At 42.5% G+C, this 17,694-nt stretch carries 19 protein-coding genes; 11 read left to right on the top strand and 8 right to left on the bottom strand.

Annotated features, from left to right (window positions below):
* The first annotated feature begins 60 nt into the window (after positions 1–60).
* A complete protein-coding gene (locus DM09_RS10095) occupies positions 61–1,575 on the top strand; it encodes a SulP family inorganic anion transporter (protein ID WP_038250751.1) in 1,515 nt (504 codons plus the stop codon).
* 6 nt (positions 1,576–1,581) lie between these two features.
* On the opposite strand, the gene DM09_RS10100 is transcribed toward DM09_RS10095, so the two are convergent.
* From DM09_RS10100 to rpiA, 3 genes are read right to left on the bottom strand one after another with little or no spacing between them, the layout of a single operon-like run.
* A complete protein-coding gene (locus tag DM09_RS10100) occupies positions 1,582–2,301 on the bottom strand; it encodes a methyltransferase domain-containing protein (RefSeq protein ID WP_038250754.1) in 720 nt (239 codons plus the stop codon).
* Positions 2,298–3,329 carry a tRNA preQ1(34) S-adenosylmethionine ribosyltransferase-isomerase QueA gene (gene queA, locus DM09_RS10105; protein WP_038250760.1) on the bottom strand — a complete coding sequence of 344 codons (1,032 nt, stop codon included), beginning with the start codon at positions 3,327–3,329 and terminating at the stop codon, positions 2,298–2,300. Before queA ends, DM09_RS10100 begins: the two co-directional genes overlap by 4 nt.
* A 7-nt stretch (positions 3,330–3,336) precedes the next feature.
* A complete protein-coding gene (gene rpiA / locus DM09_RS10110; RefSeq protein ID WP_038250763.1) occupies positions 3,337–4,005 on the bottom strand; it encodes a ribose-5-phosphate isomerase RpiA in 669 nt (222 codons plus the stop codon).
* 248 nt (positions 4,006–4,253) lie between these two features.
* Between rpiA and rplM the strand changes: the two genes are divergently transcribed.
* The 10 genes from rplM (at position 4,254) to DM09_RS10160 (ending at position 13,866) form a co-directional block, all read left to right on the top strand.
* Complete coding sequence (rplM, locus tag DM09_RS10115) at positions 4,254–4,685, top strand: 50S ribosomal protein L13 (protein WP_038250764.1); 432 nt, start codon at positions 4,254–4,256, stop codon at positions 4,683–4,685.
* A gap of 29 nt (positions 4,686–4,714) precedes the next feature.
* Entirely contained in the window at positions 4,715–5,107 is a 393-nt protein-coding gene (gene rpsI, locus DM09_RS10120) for a 30S ribosomal protein S9 (protein WP_038250767.1), read from the top strand.
* Between the two features lie 287 nt (positions 5,108–5,394).
* Positions 5,395–6,426: an N-acetyl-gamma-glutamyl-phosphate reductase gene (gene argC, locus DM09_RS10125; protein ID WP_038250768.1), complete on the top strand. Its 1,032-nt coding sequence runs from the start codon at positions 5,395–5,397 to the stop codon at positions 6,424–6,426.
* 14 nt (positions 6,427–6,440) lie between these two features.
* The gene (locus DM09_RS10130) at positions 6,441–7,124 is read left to right on the top strand and encodes a hypothetical protein (RefSeq protein ID WP_232507817.1); all 684 of its coding nucleotides are present in this window, start codon (positions 6,441–6,443) and stop codon (positions 7,122–7,124) included.
* Between the two features lie 3 nt (positions 7,125–7,127).
* Positions 7,128–7,556 (top strand): bactofilin family protein, encoded by a 429-nt coding sequence (locus DM09_RS10135; RefSeq protein ID WP_051938389.1) that lies wholly within the window; start codon positions 7,128–7,130, stop codon positions 7,554–7,556.
* Between the two features lies 1 nt (position 7,557).
* A complete protein-coding gene (locus DM09_RS10140) occupies positions 7,558–8,079 on the top strand; it encodes a gamma carbonic anhydrase family protein (protein WP_038250771.1) in 522 nt (173 codons plus the stop codon).
* A complete protein-coding gene (locus DM09_RS10145; RefSeq protein ID WP_038250773.1) occupies positions 8,069–8,998 on the top strand; it encodes a Ppx/GppA phosphatase family protein in 930 nt (309 codons plus the stop codon). The genes DM09_RS10140 and DM09_RS10145 overlap by 11 nt, the downstream gene beginning before the upstream one ends.
* A 118-nt stretch (positions 8,999–9,116) precedes the next feature.
* Complete coding sequence (gene glnA, locus DM09_RS10150) at positions 9,117–10,532, top strand: type I glutamate--ammonia ligase (protein ID WP_038250776.1); 1,416 nt, start codon at positions 9,117–9,119, stop codon at positions 10,530–10,532.
* A 96-nt stretch (positions 10,533–10,628) separates the two neighbouring features.
* Positions 10,629–13,355 carry a bifunctional [glutamate--ammonia ligase]-adenylyl-L-tyrosine phosphorylase/[glutamate--ammonia-ligase] adenylyltransferase gene (glnE, locus tag DM09_RS10155; RefSeq protein ID WP_038250779.1) on the top strand — a complete coding sequence of 909 codons (2,727 nt, stop codon included), beginning with the start codon at positions 10,629–10,631 and terminating at the stop codon, positions 13,353–13,355.
* 127 nt (positions 13,356–13,482) lie between these two features.
* Entirely contained in the window at positions 13,483–13,866 is a 384-nt protein-coding gene (locus DM09_RS10160; protein WP_038250781.1) for a hypothetical protein, read from the top strand.
* Positions 13,867–13,973: 107 nt separating this feature from the next.
* On the opposite strand, the gene DM09_RS11430 is transcribed toward DM09_RS10160, so the two are convergent.
* The 5 genes from DM09_RS11430 to DM09_RS10185 all read right to left on the bottom strand — a co-directional run bounded on the left by DM09_RS11430 (position 13,974) and on the right by DM09_RS10185 (position 17,604).
* Positions 13,974–14,507 carry a porin family protein gene (locus tag DM09_RS11430; RefSeq protein ID WP_081881191.1) on the bottom strand — a complete coding sequence of 178 codons (534 nt, stop codon included), beginning with the start codon at positions 14,505–14,507 and terminating at the stop codon, positions 13,974–13,976.
* 209 nt (positions 14,508–14,716) lie between these two features.
* The gene (gene ychF, locus DM09_RS10170; protein ID WP_038250786.1) at positions 14,717–15,814 is read right to left on the bottom strand and encodes a redox-regulated ATPase YchF; all 1,098 of its coding nucleotides are present in this window, start codon (positions 15,812–15,814) and stop codon (positions 14,717–14,719) included.
* 23 nt (positions 15,815–15,837) lie between these two features.
* Positions 15,838–16,410 (bottom strand): aminoacyl-tRNA hydrolase, encoded by a 573-nt coding sequence (pth, locus tag DM09_RS10175; protein ID WP_038250789.1) that lies wholly within the window; start codon positions 16,408–16,410, stop codon positions 15,838–15,840.
* A 2-nt stretch (positions 16,411–16,412) separates the two neighbouring features.
* Positions 16,413–17,060: a 50S ribosomal protein L25/general stress protein Ctc gene (locus DM09_RS10180; RefSeq protein ID WP_038250792.1), complete on the bottom strand. Its 648-nt coding sequence runs from the start codon at positions 17,058–17,060 to the stop codon at positions 16,413–16,415.
* Positions 17,061–17,208: 148 nt separating this feature from the next.
* Positions 17,209–17,604 (bottom strand): bacteriohemerythrin, encoded by a 396-nt coding sequence (locus tag DM09_RS10185; protein ID WP_038250794.1) that lies wholly within the window; start codon positions 17,602–17,604, stop codon positions 17,209–17,211.
* Between the last annotated feature and the right edge of the window lie 90 nt (positions 17,605–17,694).

Raw genomic sequence — 17,694 nt, forward strand, 5'->3', positions numbered from 1 at the left:
CAGGCATATTGCGCCGCCCTTAAAGATTGTTTGGTTGGTATTTTAACCTCGGAGAACCCCATGTTTACCTTATATAAGAAGCACGTTTGGAGTGCTAAAGATGATATTTTATCTGGTTTAACGGTTGCGCTTGCGCTGGTTCCTGAGGCTGTTGCCTTTGCTTTTGTAGCAGGTGTGCATCCTTTGGTGGGGCTTTATGCAGCATTTATGGTGGGTTTAATTACTTCATTGATTGGTGGCCGCCCCGGTATGATTTCTGGTGCAACGGGTGCATTGGCAGTGGTGATGGTATCGCTTGTGGCGCAACATGGGGTAGAGTATTTGTTTGCTACTGTGGTGTTGATGGGTGTGTTACAAATTATTTTCGGTTTGCTGAAGTTTGGTAAGTTTATTCGTATGGTGCCTTACCCTGTGATGCTGGGTTTTGTGAATGGTTTGGCGATTGTAATTTTCTTGGCGCAAATTCCACAGTTTAAAGTGGATGGGGCTTGGATGCAGGGTGCAGAGCTTTATATGATGCTTGGGCTGGTGTTTGCCACCATGTTGATTATGCACTTTTTGCCTAAGTTTACCTCCGCTGTGCCTGCGGGTTTGGTGGCGATTGCAGGTTTGTCGGCGGTGGTGATTTTTGCAGGTTTGGATACCAAAACTGTAGGTGATATTGCATCCATTGGCGGTTCGCTTCCTCCTTTTCATATCCCTTCAGTGCCTTTAAACCTCGATACACTTTATATTATTTTGCCATATGCTGTGATTTTAGCAGCCATTGGTTTGATTGAATCGTTGTTGACCATGACGGTGCTTGATGAATTAACGGGTACGCGCGGGCAAGGTAATCGTGTTTCGATTGGGCAAGGTGCTGCCAATGTGGTCACAGGTTTCTTTGGTGGCATGGGTGGTTGCGCCATGATTGGGCAATCCATGATTAATATCTCTTCGGGTGGTCGGCGTAATTTATCGGGCATTGCTGCGGCATTATTTTTGCTGTCATTCATTTTGTTTGCCAATGAACTGATTGAAATGATTCCAGTGGCTGTGCTTGTAGGCATTATGTTTATGGTGGTGATTGGTACATTTGAATGGGGCAGTTTTAATATGTTTAATAAAATCCCCAAACAAGATGTGTTTGTTGTGGTTTTGGTGACTGTGGTGACAGTATTCACTGACCTTGCTATTGCTGTGGTGGTGGGTGTGATTGCATCAGCATTGGTGTTTGCATGGCAAAATGCCAAACATATTTATGCCGTGCCCAAAGATTTAGAATCAGGTGAGCGTGTTTATGAAATGCATGGCCCGCTTTTTTTTGCATCAGTACATAAATTTAATGAGTTGTTTGACCCTAAAAATGATCCTGATGAAGTGATTATTGATTTTGCCCATTCTCGGGTTGCCGATCATTCTGCCATTGAAGCCATTGATAATTTAGCTGAGAAATATACCAAGCTGGGCAAAAAGTTACACTTGCGGCATTTAAGTAAAGACTGTAAAGAGTTACTTGAAAAAGCGGGAGGACTTGTTGAAGTGAATATTAAAGAAGACCCTCATTATCATATCGCTGACGATAAGCTGGCGTAAGCGCTCTTAGCGTTTGTTTATTTTATAAGTTGTAACACGGTAAAACTTTGAGAAAATATCGGTATGGGAAATGAGAGATGCTTGTTTTCCATGTTTGGCGGCTTGTATGTTTAACTTTTTAGTAAGGTTTTCGTGCCAAAAGTCGTTGAGAAAAGGTTCAAGCTTTGTGGTAATCCAGCGGGTTGGAAAAAACCAATAAAGAAAATGCTTTTTAGGAAGCTCTGCATATTCGGTAAGTAATAATGTGCCACCATCAGATAGGGTGCGCATGGTTTCAGATAACACGTTTTCTCTGGCTTCAATTGGTAGTTCATGTAGCAAAAAGAACAAGATGGTGGTGGTGAAACTATTATCTTTATAACCCAAGTATTCTGCATTCATGCGTGTTTTGATTAGGCTAGAGGCTGGTGCCGCCTTGCTTGCAGCTAAACGTAATTGTACAGGGGCAACATCGGTGATATGTAAAGGTGAAGGCTTTATTTTTTCAATAAGCTTGGGGGTAAGCATACCATATACACATGTGAGTTGGAGAACTCGTGTATGATCAGTATGCTCTAGTTGTTGCATGGTTAGCTGCATAAGCTTTTTATATTGCCCGAAAAGAATGGCATTAATAATAGGTTGGTGGTCAAAGAACCATACTGATTTTTGCCATAAATACGCCCACCAATAATAACGCGCCAAGTATTCAGGCATGCCATCAAGGAAGCGTTTATAAATTTTCACCGGACTGGTAGGCTACTTGGAATAAACATGGCATCGCCATAAGAGTAAAAACGATATTGTTGTGTGATCGCATGTTGATAAGCTTGTTTGATGCGCGCTTGCCCAGCCAGTGCTGATACCAGCATTAATAATGTTGATTTAGGCAGGTGAAAATTAGTTAATAACGCATCGGTTATTTTGAACTGGTAGCTGGGTGTGATAAAAATATTTGTTCTATCGGCACCTGCGTTTATTTGTCCGCTTTGTCCTGCGGCCTCTAGTGTTCGTAAACTGGTTGTGCCTACGGCAACAATACGTTTATTGTCAGACTTAGCTTGATTGATGGTTTTGGCTGCCTCATCTGAAATAATATATGCCTCTTCATGCATCACGTGTTCATTCGTGTTTTCCACTTGAATAGGCTGGAATGTACCTGGCCCAACATGCAAGGTAACATGGACAAAAGTTGCACCTGCACTTTTCATTTGATGTATTAAATCTGGGGTTAAATGTAAACCAGCGGTGGGCGCAGCAACTGCACCTTTATGTTGGGCAAATACAGTTTGATAGCGTTGTTTGTCTTCTTCGGAATCAGGGCGATTGATATAGGGCGGTAGAGGCATATGCCCGTGTTGTTCAATGGCTGTTCCAATATCGTCTGCTATGAGTTTTATTTCGATGTTTTTACCATTACGCTTGATAATTTGGCCTGAAAAAGTATCGGAGAAGTAAATATTTTGCCCTTCACTTAAAGGTTTGTTGCTTTTGCCCCATGCCGACCAAATATTACTTTGTCCCAAAGCCTCAAGCAATAGTACTTCAACTTTGCCACCGCTTTCCTTTTTTCCCATCAGCCGAGCGGGAATTACTTTGGTATCATTAACAACCCAAACATCACCTTGTTGTACAAGTCCAACAAGGTCTGGAATATGTTTATCCTGAAAATCATCTTCAGCCAATACCAACAAACGTGATGCATCACGTTTGGTTAAAGGTTGTTTGGCAATCAGGTTTTCAGGTAGCCTGAAATCGAAGTCGGAGACTTGCATGAATGGTTTAGTCGAAAGTAACTACGCCAGTTGGGGTTGCCATAAGGATAACATCTGCGCCTTGATGGGAGAAAATACCATTGGTAACAATACCAGGTACTTCATTTAAATCATCTTCAAGTTGGCGAGCGTTTTTAATGGTTAAACCCGTCACATCAATAATGATATTGCCGTTATCAGTGGTGAAACCTTCGCGGACTTGTGCTTTGCCACCCAAATTGTTGGCAATCGACATCACCAAGGTTTCAGCCATAGGAATCACTTCAATAGGCAGTGGAAATGCACCAAGAAAATCAACTTGTTTGCTTTCATCTACAATACATACAAACTTTTCAGAGCCAGCAGCCACGATTTTTTCGCGGGTTAAAGCGCCGCCGCCGCCTTTGGTAAGGTTCTTTTGTGGGTCGAATTCATCGGCACCATCGATATATACAGATAGTTTGTTTACTTGGCTAAGTGCATCATTGAGCTCAAATACAGGGATACCGTGCCCCCTTAGACGTTCGGCAGTGACTTCAGAGCTGGCTACCGTGCCTTTAATCTTATCTTTGATGGTGGCTAGCGCATCAATGAACTTGTTGGCAGTTGAGCCTGTGCCTACACCAACAATGGAGCCTTCAATAACATAAGCGAGTGCAGCCTTTGCAACTTCTTCTTTCATTTCGTCTTGTGTCATATGTTTCTCCCTTGTGGATATGCTGTAATATATATAATAAGGTGGCGCAGCTTACTATCAAAAATAAAAATCACCAACCTAAGGGTGGTGAAGTAAGCTTGTAGGCAAACAACTTGCATAAAGGTGTTTGACATTATGAAACGGTTTCCTACAATGCGCGACCCGTTCGACAGTAAGGCGAGAAGCCCTGTGGAATTTGGAGAGAAGTTTTTTCAGTCGGTTTTGATTGGATTTTTGGAGTGTCAAACATGTCTACTTGGACTGTTCGCCCTGGCGATATTGAACGTAAATGGTATATCGTGGATGCTGAGGATATGATTCTTGGTCGTCTATCTACTGAAGTTGCCCGCATTTTGCGTGGTAAACACAACCCTATGTATACCCCTCATGCAGATTGTGGTGACCATGTCATCATCATCAACGCTGAGAAAGTGAAAGTTACGGGTAACAAAGAAATGCAAAAAATGTATTACCGTCACAGCCGTTTTGCTGGTGGTTTGCATACGATTTCTTTGGAAAAACAACGTGAACGTTTTCCAGAACGTATCCTTGAACTAGCAATTAAAGGAATGATGCCTAAAGGTCCATTGGGTCGTAAGCAGCTTCTTAAATTGAAAGTATATGCTGGTTCTGAACACCCGCACACAGCGCAAGCGCCACAAGCGTTAGCAATTAACTAAAAGAATTATTGGAAGAATAGGTAAAGACAATGGCAGATGATATGTACCGTGGAACAGGACGACGCAAGCGTAGTATTGCTCGTGTAATGATTAAAGCAGGCAGTGGTCAAATTAGCATCAATGGTCGCGATATGGAAAACTATTTCCCAATCGAAATCATTCGCCAAGAAGCATTGCGCCCATTAACACTTGTTGGTCTTACAGATCGTTTGGACATTCGTGTGAATGTTCAAGGCGGCGGCGTTTCTGGTCAAGCTGGTGCGATTCGTCATGGTATTGCCCGTGCATTGCTTGAGTATGACGGTGGTCTTCGCCCTCAACTGAAAGAAAAAGGTTACCTAACACGTGATGCGCGTGTTGTAGAACGTAAGAAGTACGGCTTGAAAAAAGCACGCCGTGCACCACAGTTCTCGAAACGTTAATTCGTTTTTGGTTCAAGATTCAAGGGAGAGCATTTGCTCTCCCTTTTTTTTTCTTTTTTGTATGTTTGTTGCGGAAATGCTGGTTTATTCAGTGCTTGCGTGCAGCCCATGGACGGGCTGCCAAGTCAATAGCGCAAGCGAATGATTTGTAAGTGAAAGGAAAACGACGCTTTTTATTTCTCGTCTTGATGTTTGGCAGGATGCCAATAAATCGGCATTTCCTTAGGTAGTGATATTTATAAAGGGGCATGTTAAGTTTGCCCTACGGATTGATAAAGGAGGGTAGGATGAGCATTGCAGTAGCCATTCTTGGTGCAACAGGTTACACGGGGGCGGAACTTATTCGTTTGCTGGATGCACACCCTGAATTTGAAATCAAACATTTGGCTGCTTTTAGTCAAGCGGGCAAAAAAGTTTCTGAGGTGTTGCCAAGCATTGCCAGCCAAAGTGCGAGCATGACACTGGCTAAAGCAGACGATGTTATTCCTGATGAAGTACAGCTTGTGTTTACAGCGCTTCCTCATGCCGCAGCTGCAGCCAGTGTCAAAAAAGCATTGGATGCAGGCAAAAAAGTTATCGATTTAAGTGCGGACTTTAGGCATCCTGATACAGAGAATTATGAACAAGCTTATGGCTTACCACACCCTTTTCCCGAATTATTGAACGATTGTGTTTATGGTTTAACCGAACATGCGAGAAAAGATGTGGCGCAAACTAAACTTGTGGCAAATCCGGGGTGTTATCCAACGTCGGTATTGTTGCCTTTGTTGCCGCTTTTGAAAGCGAATGTTATTGATACACAGTCGATTATTATTGATGCCAAGTCGGGCACATCAGGTGCGGGCAGAGCTGTCAAGACAGGTCTATTATATTGTGAAATCAATGAAAGTTTAGCTGCTTATGGTTTGCCCAAACATAGGCATGCTTGGGAAATGGAAGAATGGTCTAAGGCATATACAGGGCAGGATGTGCATGTGCGTTTTGTGCCACATATTATTCCTATGACCAGAGGTATGTTGAGCACCATTCATTTATCAGGTAAAAATAGTGAACAATGGCATGGTGTTTTATCTGATGCTTACAAAGATGAACCCTTCGTTCGGGTGCTTCCTTTGGGCTCTTTGCCTGCTACAGGCGCAGTGAAAGGGAGCAATAGGTGTGAAATTGGAGTGGCAGTGTTGAGTGAAACCGAAGCCGTGGTTGTCAGTTGTATTGATAACTTGTTAAAGGGTGCATCAGGGCAAGCGATTCAAAATGCCAATGTGATGTTTGGTTTGGATGAAACCATGGGGCTGGCGGTCAATGCCAGTTGGCCTTAACTGACGATTATCTGATGTCCTTTTGGTTTAAATCAAGACAGGTTGTAGTGATGGATGCGCATGGAGGTAAACCTGCGCGTAATTTTTATGTGCGTAGCATTACGGTGTTGCTTTTTTTGGTATTGTTGATGGCTGTTCCATTTGCGCTTGGTGCGTGGTTTGCTCCTTTTCATAGTATTCAAGAAATGATTCCTGAGAATTTGAAGTTGAAACGGCAAAATCAAGAATTACAGCGAAAACTTGCAGATGTTAATACACTCAATGTGTTAAAAGATGAGCAGATAGATAGTTTGAAAGAACAAATAGGCGCGCAAGAGCGAGAAGTGTTGGGGCTTACCAAAGAGTTGCATATGTTTAAAAGCATTTTGGCAGAGCGCAAAGGTAAGGGGATTCAAATTCTTGCGCACAAGGCTGACTGGCAGAGTGATGGATTTCTTTTGTGGCAAGCATTGTTTGTGAAGGGGGGAAGTTATCCGCGTTATTTGACAGGTACTTATCAGGTATTTGCTTTAGATGAGCAAGGGCATAGGCAGGCATTGTTTACGGATGAGGAACGTTATCGGTTTGAATCGCATACTGCGCTGGATAAAAAAATTGAGTGGAAGGAAATGTGGAAGCCGACTAAGCTTGAGCTTATCATTTACAATTATCGTAAAAAAGAAGTATTGAAACAAACAATACCGATTCAAGGGATATAGGGTATGTTTAGTAAAAAAGAACAAAAGCAGGTGAAACCAATGAAAGAAGCGCAACATATTGATACACTAATTGGTGTACATTCTGTGTTTACAGGCAACTTATCTTTTGAAGGTGCTGTACGCATTGATGGGCGTTTTGAAGGTAATATCCAGTCAGAAAAAGATGGTACATTGATTGTTAGCGAAGGAGCCTTTATCAAGGGTGAAGTGAATGTACCTAACTTGGTTTTGCATGGTGATATCAATGGCAATGTTTGCGCTAGTCACAGTTTGAAGATTGGGGTGAAGGGTGTACTTAACGGAGATGTGGAGTACAAGGTTATTACGCTGGAAGAAGGTTCGGCAATTAATGGTCGCTGTGCACGTATAGATGATGTGGATGGGCAAGCGCGTAAACCCAAAGAAAAAGTAGAAGTGATAGAAGTAAAATAAAATGATTCGTTCGTATCTCGATTATACACCTGATGTTGATGCAACAGCTTGGTTGGCACCCAATGTTGACGTGATTGGTCGGGTGGAAGTAGGCGCGGATACTTCGATTTGGTATCAATCTGTGTTGCGGGGTGATGTCAATAGCATTACCATTGGTGAACGCTCGAATATTCAAGACCATACGGTTATTCATAACAGTGGTGACGCACCTTGTGTGGTGGGTGATGATGTGACAGTGGGGCATAAAGTGTTGTTGCATGGTTGCGAAGTGCAAAACTTATGTTTGGTGGGTATGGGCTCTATCATCATGGATCATGCGGTATTGGAAGAAGGGTGTTTTTTAGCTGCGGGTTCACTTGTTCCAGAAGGTAAAGTGTTAAAAGGTGGTTATTTGTACGCAGGTAGCCCAGCGAGAGAGCGCCGTGAATTAACGGACGAAGAAAAAGTATTTTTAATACAATCTGCAAAACATTATGTAAAGTTGAGCAAAGCACACCGTGATACGGTAACGGATGTCACTTAAAACCAAAGCTGTATTGGATATTGGCTCCAATACGATTCGTTTATTGATTGCTGAAGTTGGTGCAAACACCATTATTCAGCGTATACATTATGAACATAAAATAGCGCGTTTGGGCGAAGGTTTGCAGCGCACAGGTATGTTGAGCAATGCTGGTATGCAACGCGCTTTACGCGTGTTTTCATCAATGAAAGCTGTATGCCAAGAGCATGGTATTGCTGTGTCGGATATTTATGCGGTGGCAACAGCGGCAATTCGCGAGGCAAAAAATGGACAAAGCTTTGTGGCAGAAGTAATGCGCGCTATTGGCTTACGCATTCAGGTTATTTCAGGTGAACAGGAAGCAAGATTAGCATTGGTAGGGGCAAGACTTGGTTTACCCGATGAAGTTGGCAGTGATATGTGTTTGTTTGATATTGGCGGGGGGAGTACGGAGTTTACCTGCGTATTTCAAGGACAAGTTCGAGACAGTCATAGCTTGAAACTTGGGGTGGTTCGGCTAACTGAGCAATGGGTACAACAACAACCTGTTGAACAAGCGTATGGGCAGATGAAGCAAGCAGTTATTCCTTTTCTGGAGAAGTTAGAAAGCTTTTGGGGTAAAGATGTTACACTACCACAGTACTTGGTTGGCACAGCAGGTACAGTGACAACACTGGCAGCTATTGCCCAAGATATGCAGACATATGTGGCGAATAAAATTGATGGTTATGTGATGACAAAAAGTGCATTTAATAGCTTGCGAGATCAGCTTTTAAACATGAGTAATCAAGAACGTTTGCAGATTCCAGCTTTAGAAAAAGGGCGTGAAGATGTTATCATTGCAGGCATTGTTATCATCGATGTGTTGTTTGAGCGCTGGCACTATACGGCTTTAATTTCGGTGGACTCAGGTTTGCTTGAAGGTTTACTCCTTGAATAATTGTTGATTTGTCATTGCGTAGGCAATGGCTTTGTGTAAAGCTTAGCCTTCATGCAAATATAGAGGGTAACCACCTTAGTTTTAGAATAAAAAACAGTAGGTAAATAAGGAGAGAGATGTGAGCGATGCAATAAAAAAGGTCTTTGACCTTATTGAAGAAAATGACTGCGAATTTGTGGATGTACGTTTTACGGACACCAAAGGTAAATGGCAGCATGTAACATTCCCTATTCATGAGTTAAGTGAAGATAGTTTTGAAGATGGGTTTGCTTTTGATGGCTCTTCGATTGAAGGCTGGTGTGACATTAACAACTCCGATATGTCCTTGATTCCTGACCCTGAAAGTGCACGTATTGATCCTTTTTTTGAAGCTTCCACATTGGTGTTAGTATCACAAGTGATTGACCCAATTAGTGGTAAAGATTACAACCGTTGCCCACGCCAAGTGGCACAACGCGCACTTAAATATATCAATTCAGCGGGCATTGCCGACACTGTTTATTTTGGCCCTGAGCTAGAGTTCTTCGTTTTTGATGGCATGCGCTACAGCAACGAAATGGGTTCTTGCGGATACACAATTGATTCTGAAGAAGCTGCTTGGAATTCAAATGTAAGTTATGAAGGTGGTAATACTGGTCATAGACCTAAAGTGAAAGGCGGTTACTTCCCAGTACCACCAGTGGATACACTTCACGAAATGCGTAATGACATGTCTTTGGTTATGACTGATGTGGGTATCCACATGGAATGTCATCACCATGAAGTAGCAACTGCAGGTCAATGTGAATTGGCAATGCGTTTTGGTGAGTTGGTTGAGCAAGCGGATAAAGCACAATGGTATAAATATGTGGTTCACAATGTTGCGGATGCACATGGTAAAACAGCTACATTCATGCCTAAACCAATCTTTAACGACAACGGTACTGCGATGCATGTACATCAGTCGATTTGGAAAGATGGTAAAAACTTGTTTGCAGGTGATAAATACGCCAACCTTTCACAAGAAGCATTGTGGTATATCGGTGGTATCATTAAACATGCACGTGCATTGAATGCATTCACGAACGCATCTACCAACTCTTACAAACGTTTGGTTCCAGGTTTTGAAGCGCCAGTCATGCTTGCTTATTCAAACCGTAACCGCTCTGCATCGATTCGTATTCCTGTGGTCAACTCTGACCCAGCACGTCGTATTGAAGTACGTTTCCCCGATTGTTCTGCAAACCCATATTTGGCATTCACAGCGATGTTGATGGCTGGTCTTGATGGCATTGCCAATAAAATGGATCCAGGTGAAGCAGCAGATAAAAACTTGTATGACTTGCCTCCTGAAGAAGCACTTAAAATTCCAACTGTTTGCTCTAGCTTAGACCAAGCATTGGATGCATTGGATGCAGACCGTGACTTCTTGAAAGTAGGCGGTGTGATGGATGATGATATGATTGATGCTTACATCGAAATGAAAATGGAAGATGTAACACAACTTCGTATGCGTCCGCATCCTATCGAAATGGAATTGTACTACTCAGTATAAGTTTATTTCAGCTTAGGTTGTTTGAAATACAAAAGCTATTACAAAAAGTCGTCACGTAAGTGGCGGCTTTTTTTGTGCTTTGAAGTGGCGTAGGTTATGCCTATGAACCTGCCTTATGCTGATGATATACCGAAAGGTTTGCACAAATCTGCCGAGCTGCTGCTGAAGCATTCTTCGTTGTTTGCCGCATTGTTGCGTGATGTTTCACCTGAAGTATGTGCCAAGCTTTTTAAGCCTAAAAAAACTGCGCTTCTACCTGAAGTTGCTGAGGTTTGGTTTCCTGAGATTGATTCAAATGATGTTGATGTATGTATGCAGCATTTACGCCATTTAAAACAACAGGCTATGCGCCATATTGTTTGGTGGGAGCTGGGTTTACATGGTGATATTGAAACGTCTTACCGAAGTATTTCAGATACAGCATCAGCGCTACTTTGCCAAGCTGTAGTCATGGCAAAAAGGTTGGTTGCACCAAGGTTTGGCCAACTGGAAGACTTTTCATTTTGTGTGATTGGTTTGGGTAAATTGGGTGGAAGAGAGCTGAATTTAGGTTCTGATGTTGACCTGCTTTTTATTTGGCAAGGTGAAGGTGATACACAAGGCGGTCGGAAATCAATTCCTGCCAAAGAATATTATAATCATTTTTCGCGGATGCTGATTCGTTTAATGGATGAGATTACCGCTGATGGTTTGGTTTGGCCTGTAGATATGCGCTTGCGCCCGGGTGGGGATGGTTCGCCGATTTGTTTAAACCTAGATGCTACCATGTCTCACTACTTGGAATATGGTCAGACTTGGGAAAGGGCGATGTTGATTAAAGCACGCCCTGTAGCAGGTGACTTGTTTTTGGGTGAGTCTTTTATTGCTGCAGTATCACCTTTTGTTTATCGACGTTACCTTGATTATAGCAGCGTGGCAGCACTTGCTGATATGAAACGGCGTATTGATGCGCAAACAGGCTCTATTGAAATTAAAGCAGGGTTTGATGTAAAAAAGGGAACAGGTGGTATTCGGGAAATTGAATTTGTTATTCAGTCTTTACAGTTGATTCATGGTGGCCGCCATCCAGATCTAAGAAAACATGAAGGAAAAAGTGCGCTGGATGTTTTGGTCGAGCATGGGTATTTGCCCAAAGAAGAAGCGGAGCAATTGTTTGATGCTTACTTGTTTTGGCGAAGAATCGAGCATGCAATTCAAGCAAGGAAGGGTGAGCAAACCCAACTTCTTCCTGAGGGTTATGAAACGTATTTTCAGCAAGTGTTGGGCTTAGAAAATGCGCAGGAGGCAATGCAAAAGACGAGTGAATGGGTTTCTTTTGTGTTTCACGAACGCGTGCTTCCGCTGTCAGGTGAGGAAGAATGTAACCAAGAAAATTGGTTGGATGGGCGTTGTTTGGATGAGATTGAGGACTTATCCGATGTGGATAAAAAGCGAATATATCAAGCACTTTCGCAAATAGATAAACAACTTTTACGAGGTGTATTGCCTGAGCGAAGCCGACAACAAGTTGAATCCATTTTATGTATTGCTATGCCACGCTGGATGAAGAAGAAACGTGGGGTTGATGCTGTTCAAGCTTTTGCTGATTTGTTACATGCAATTTCAGGTCGAGCAACTTGGCTGGATTTATTAGCAACACATCGGGGCACCTTGGATTGGTTGGTTGATATATTATCTGCCAGTAAATACTTATCCTCGCAAATCATCAACAACCCATCGTGGTTAGAATGGCCATTAGAAAATGAGAATGGTACGTCTGAAAATCAACGTTTATGCACAACGATTGATGCATTGGATGGTTGTGATGAAGAAAGCTTTCTTCGAGACTTAGGCAGGACAGTGGATCAAGCTAGGTTACAATGTGCACTGCATATTCATGCTGATAGAGAAGACCCATTGGTGATTGGTGGCTGGCTTGCAGATGTTGCTGATCGTGTGACCCAAGCATGTTTACGCTCCAGCTTGCAGCAGCTTCAGTTGCCCCAAGATTTTCAGTTTGTGGCATTGGCATTGGGCAAACATGGAAGCCGTGAAATGGGTTTGGTCTCAGATTTGGATATGGTATTTGTGTTGGTGGAAGACCCTGATAAAGAAATACATGGACGAACAAGCAGAGAATGGGCACAACGTTTGGGTCGACGTATGATTCGTCAAATTACAGGCATGCCACCTTTTGGTGCGGGTTATGAGTTTGATGCGCGTTTGCGTCCATCAGGGAATAGTGGTGTGTTGGTTGTGACATTGGGGAGTTTTACCGACTACCAATGGCATGAAGCTCAAACTTGGGAGCACCAAGTTCTGTGTCGTGCTAGGGCTGTGACAGGTTCAAGTTATGCACGCAAGCAGGTGATGAAAGTTGTCTCGGATATCATTAAGCAGCCCCGTGATATGAAAGTTTTAGCACAAGATATTTTAACCATGCGCAAGAAAATGCTAAAGCATTTAAGTAGTAAAGAAGCTGACACCATTAACCTTAAGCAGGATAAAGGTGGCTTGATTGATATAGAGTTTATTGCACAGTTCTTACGATTAATGTTTGGCGGCAATGAAGAAGGTACAGTTGCAACTTTAGAAAAAGGTGTTTCGAAGGCGCCGCTTAAGTGGCAAATGCATACTAAAAAAATGGCACAAATCTATGTTGAGTATAGAGAACTTGAAAATATTTTACGTGTGGAGATGTGGGCATCTATAGGTGAGCTTCCTACTGATGAGAACAGTGCTGAATGGGTATGTTTACAGCAGCGAGCCAAGATTACATCCCCAAAAGTTTTGCAAGAAGTTATGTCGGAAGTGCATTGTATGTTTCTAGAAATCTTAGCGTAAATAGTGTTATGCTCAACTTTTTAGTGTAAGTATGTAGAACTTGATGCAGCGTAATAGTCATGCATATGCTAGTCTTTTGCGCTTGGGAAGTTAGGTTTGTGGCAGAAGAAAGTAGGAGTTGGTTTTTATGAAAAGATTGTTTGGGTCTATTGTGCTGAGTTTGGTCGGGTTGGCGATATTTATTCTAGTGAGTATTTTTAGTAGAGCCGCTGTTGGACAATTTATTGTTGATGAAAATGCGCGTGCAGTATTATTCCCCGTACTTTTTATTTTTGCGGTGCTAGTTGGTTCTTTGCCTTGGATTTTTGCTGCACACTTAACATCTGAAGAGTCTTGGAAACAAGCCACCAAACTACTTTATTTCTTGCCTGTTTACTTTGCTGCACCATCATTCATTTTGCCAGCAGTTTCATTTGCTATCATTTTTGTGCTAGCGCGTTTGCATTATATGAAACGAGAAAATGTTCCCTATCGTATGGAAGTGAATCATGATGAGAAGGGTGAAGCTTAAACGTTAAAGCGGAAGAGTAAGAAAAAAGCCTAGGTTTTGCCTAGGCTTTTTGTAGTTTTTCTCATGCTAACGGGAAGTCAGCAATAAAAAGTTTCAAATAAAAAAGATTAAAACTTAACTACTGCACTGATGCCAAAGGCTGTAGCACTCGCAGGATTGGTTCCACTATCGAGATCACCAAAATCTTCGTATTGCGCGCGTACTGCATATTTTTGGTTGATATTATACTCACCACCAAGTGCGTAATACAAAGATGTTTTGCTGTCACTAGCGCTAACACCAAAATTACTCGTGATATCTACTTTATTACTTGCAAACCCAATTTTTCCGAGTAAAGACATTTGCTCACTGATTGGATAGCTACCAACCACTGCAGCAGTGAGCGATGATACGCTTGCTGTTGCTGAAGCTCCGGTCGTAGCATCGATAAGTGTTGAGTCTCCAAAGATGTGATAGCTAAGTTCCGCTGCTAATGTGGGTGAAAAGCTATAACCAAGCCCGAAGTCAAATTTACCTGGGTTTGGAAAACCACCTGTATTTTTATAGGTTGCAGAGCTTAAGCCTACAGTTGAGTAAGCAGTGTTGTCAGCGGCAAATGCCGATGTTGTTAGCGCTGCAGATAAGGCAGCAATTGCGATTATTTTTTCATGTTATGAATCCCCCGAGGATTATATTTCTTATTTAGAATCAATAAGTTGGGTGTCATTTTAGGTAGGGGGGGGTAGTGTCAAGATGTATATTTACGGTGTGCGTTTATAGCCCAGTGGATTGCTATGGTTTTAAATTTCTACCTCAGCTTGCCTCATCCATTCATGGTGTCATTAGTGAGGGATGTAAATCCATGAATGTTTTAAACGTTAAAACGGAAGTGGAGGATATCACCGTCTTTGACGATGTATTCCTTGCCCTCTAAGCGCATTTTACCGGCTTCTTTACACTTGGCTTCACCACCAAGGTTGACGAAATCATCATAAGCAATGACTTCTGCGCGGATAAACCCTTTTTCAAAGTCAGTGTGAATCACACCCGCCGCTTGTGGTGCTGTATCACCCTCATGAATCGTCCAAGCGCGTACTTCTTTCACACCTGCAGTGAAATAGGTGGCAAGCTTGAGTAGTTTGAATGCTGTGCGAATCACAGTGTTTAAACCTGGTTCGGTTAACCCCAAATCAGATAAAAATTCCATTTTATCTTCTTCGTCCATCTCCACCAATTCAGACTCAATTTGTGCGGATACAACAGCGACTTCAGCATTCTCTGCTTTGGCAAATTCGCGTACTTGTTCAACATAGGCGTTACCATCAGGAAGTGAACCATCATCCACATTGGCAACATACAAAACAGGTTTTGCAGTCAGTAGGTTCAAAGGTTCGATAATTTCCATGACTGAATCAGCATGTTGTTGGCGGCGGACAGTGGTGCCATTTTCCAGTTCAGCAAGAACGGCTTTCATGGCAGCCATTGCATTTTCAGCATCTTTATTGCCACCAGAGCGGGCAAGTTTTTGTTGGCGCTCCATGGCTTTTTCTAGGCTTTCCATATCTTTAAGCATAAGCTCGGTATCAATGGTTTCAATGTCAGAAACAGGATCTACTTTATCATGGACATGCGTAACATTACTATCATCAAAGCAACGTACGACATGGGCAATCGCAGAACATTCACGAATGTTGCCGAGGAATTTATTCCCTAAACCTTCACCACTTGCAGCCCCAGCCACAAGCCCTGCAATATCGACAAATTCAACCACGGCATGTTGTACTGCTTGTGGTTTCACAATATCAATCAATGGCTTTAAACGTGGGTCGGGGACGGGCACTAAGCCGACATTGGGATCAATGGTACAGAATGGATAGTTGGCTGCTTCTGCGCCGCCGCCATTGAGCGCATTAAATAATGTTGATTTGCCAACATTGGGAAGTCCTACAATACCGATACTTAGTGCCATGATAAATCCTGTGTTATGTTCATTTAGCTTTGTAATGTTTGGTGAATCTTGTTGGCTGCTTTATCACGTTCGCCTAAAATGAGCAGCGGAATTTGAGGCAATAAAGCATCAAATAAACGTAATTCGACAGCGTGGTCACCCTCATCTGCACCACCCAATACCCAAGGGGTAATGTCGCCACTTGGGGGGCGACCAATACCAATTTTTACGCGAGTATAATCGGCATTGGGAAGGTGTTGATTCAAAGAACGCAAGCCATTGTGTCCACCATGCCCACCGCCTGATTTGATACGCAATTTACCCGATGGTAAATCTAAATCATCATAGATAACCGTGATGTTTGAGGGTTCAATGTCATAATACTTGGCAAGGGGAGCGACAGATTCACCGCTGTTGTTCATGAATGTTTGTGGTTTGACGAGTAAAACCTTTTCACCATTCATGGTTGTTGTAGCTGTGTCTGCCTGAAAACGAGGGGCAGAGCCAAAGCTCAACCCCTCGGTTTTTGCGAGTAAATCGAGAAAACGAAAGCCAATATTGTGGCGTGTTTTCTCATACTTGGAGCCTGGGTTACCAAGCCCAACAAGCATTTTCATATTTATGCTTCTTTGTCGCCTTCAGTAGATTCTGTTGTTGTTTCATCAGCAGCTTCATCAGTTGTTTCAGTTTCAGCAGCACGTTTTGGTGCGGAGATACTTAAAATAGTGAAGTTTACATCATGAACCACTTCAATACCTTCAGGAAAATCAACATCTTCAATATGTACGATTTGATCTAATTCAAATGCAGCACAGTCAATTTCAACTTGATCTGGAATTGCGTCTGCACGGCAAGTAATTTCCAATTCATGACGAATCACTTGTAGCGCACCACCAGCTTTCACACCAGGGCAAATATCAACATTGATAGGATGAACAGGTACAGAAACAGTTACAGAATCTTTGCCTGATACACGGAAAAAGTCCAAGTGCATAGGGGTATCATAAATGGAGTCCCATTGTGTATCTTTTAATAAAACAGTGTTTTTGCCACGTTTTCCTTTGACTTTGATTTCAAGCATTGAAGTGTAAAATGCTTCATCACGCAACATGATTTTTGCAATTTCATTGTAGTTCAACGTGATAGGTAAATCAGGTTTGTCACCACCATAAATAATGCCTGGTAATTTACCTGCGCGACGCAAGCGGCGAGTATGGGCTTTACCCAAGTCTTCGCGTAATTCTGCTTCTAAAACATAGTCAGTCATGTTGGACTCCAATATTATTCAATATATTCCGACGGGTTGACCCGTTACGGATTCCTCTATGCCTTGTTAATATGGCAAAAGGGCGCGCATTATAATTCGGTTATTCTTAGGAGCAATCTTTTTGTGTTGTTGTGTGAGGGGAATTTGTTTATTTGGTGCAGGCTCTCAGGTGCACGTCAATTTTCATGATGTGGTTGACCAACCAGCTGGTCAGAAAATCCTTTAATTGCTGTAGTAAAGCGTCACTAATACCTTCGCGTTCTAGTTTCTGTTCAGCCTTGTGGAAAGCTGCCAAAAGTTTGGTGTGCTGGTCTTTGTTTTTTGCGGCAATAGGGCATTTGGCTTGACGCATGCATATTTCTTCATAGCAAAAATGGCTTCGGGTGTATAAGCTAAGCGCGCTCATGAAGTTTTCCACCCATTGCTGGGATGCCCCGTGTTCAATATGATCTTCTAGCTCATCGAGGTAGGCAAAGATTTGTTTGTGCTGTTTGTCGATTTCATCGTTGCCTGTTGCATATTTATCATCCCACTGAAAACCCATACTTTACCTCTTTATAAAAAGCCACGAAAATGACATGGGAACTGTAGCGTGCCACAAACAAAGCCACAATATATTTGTGTCTGTTTGTTG

Source organism: Ghiorsea bivora (genome assembly GCF_000744415.1).
Taxonomy (GTDB): Bacteria; Pseudomonadota; Zetaproteobacteria; order Mariprofundales; family Mariprofundaceae; genus Ghiorsea; species Ghiorsea bivora.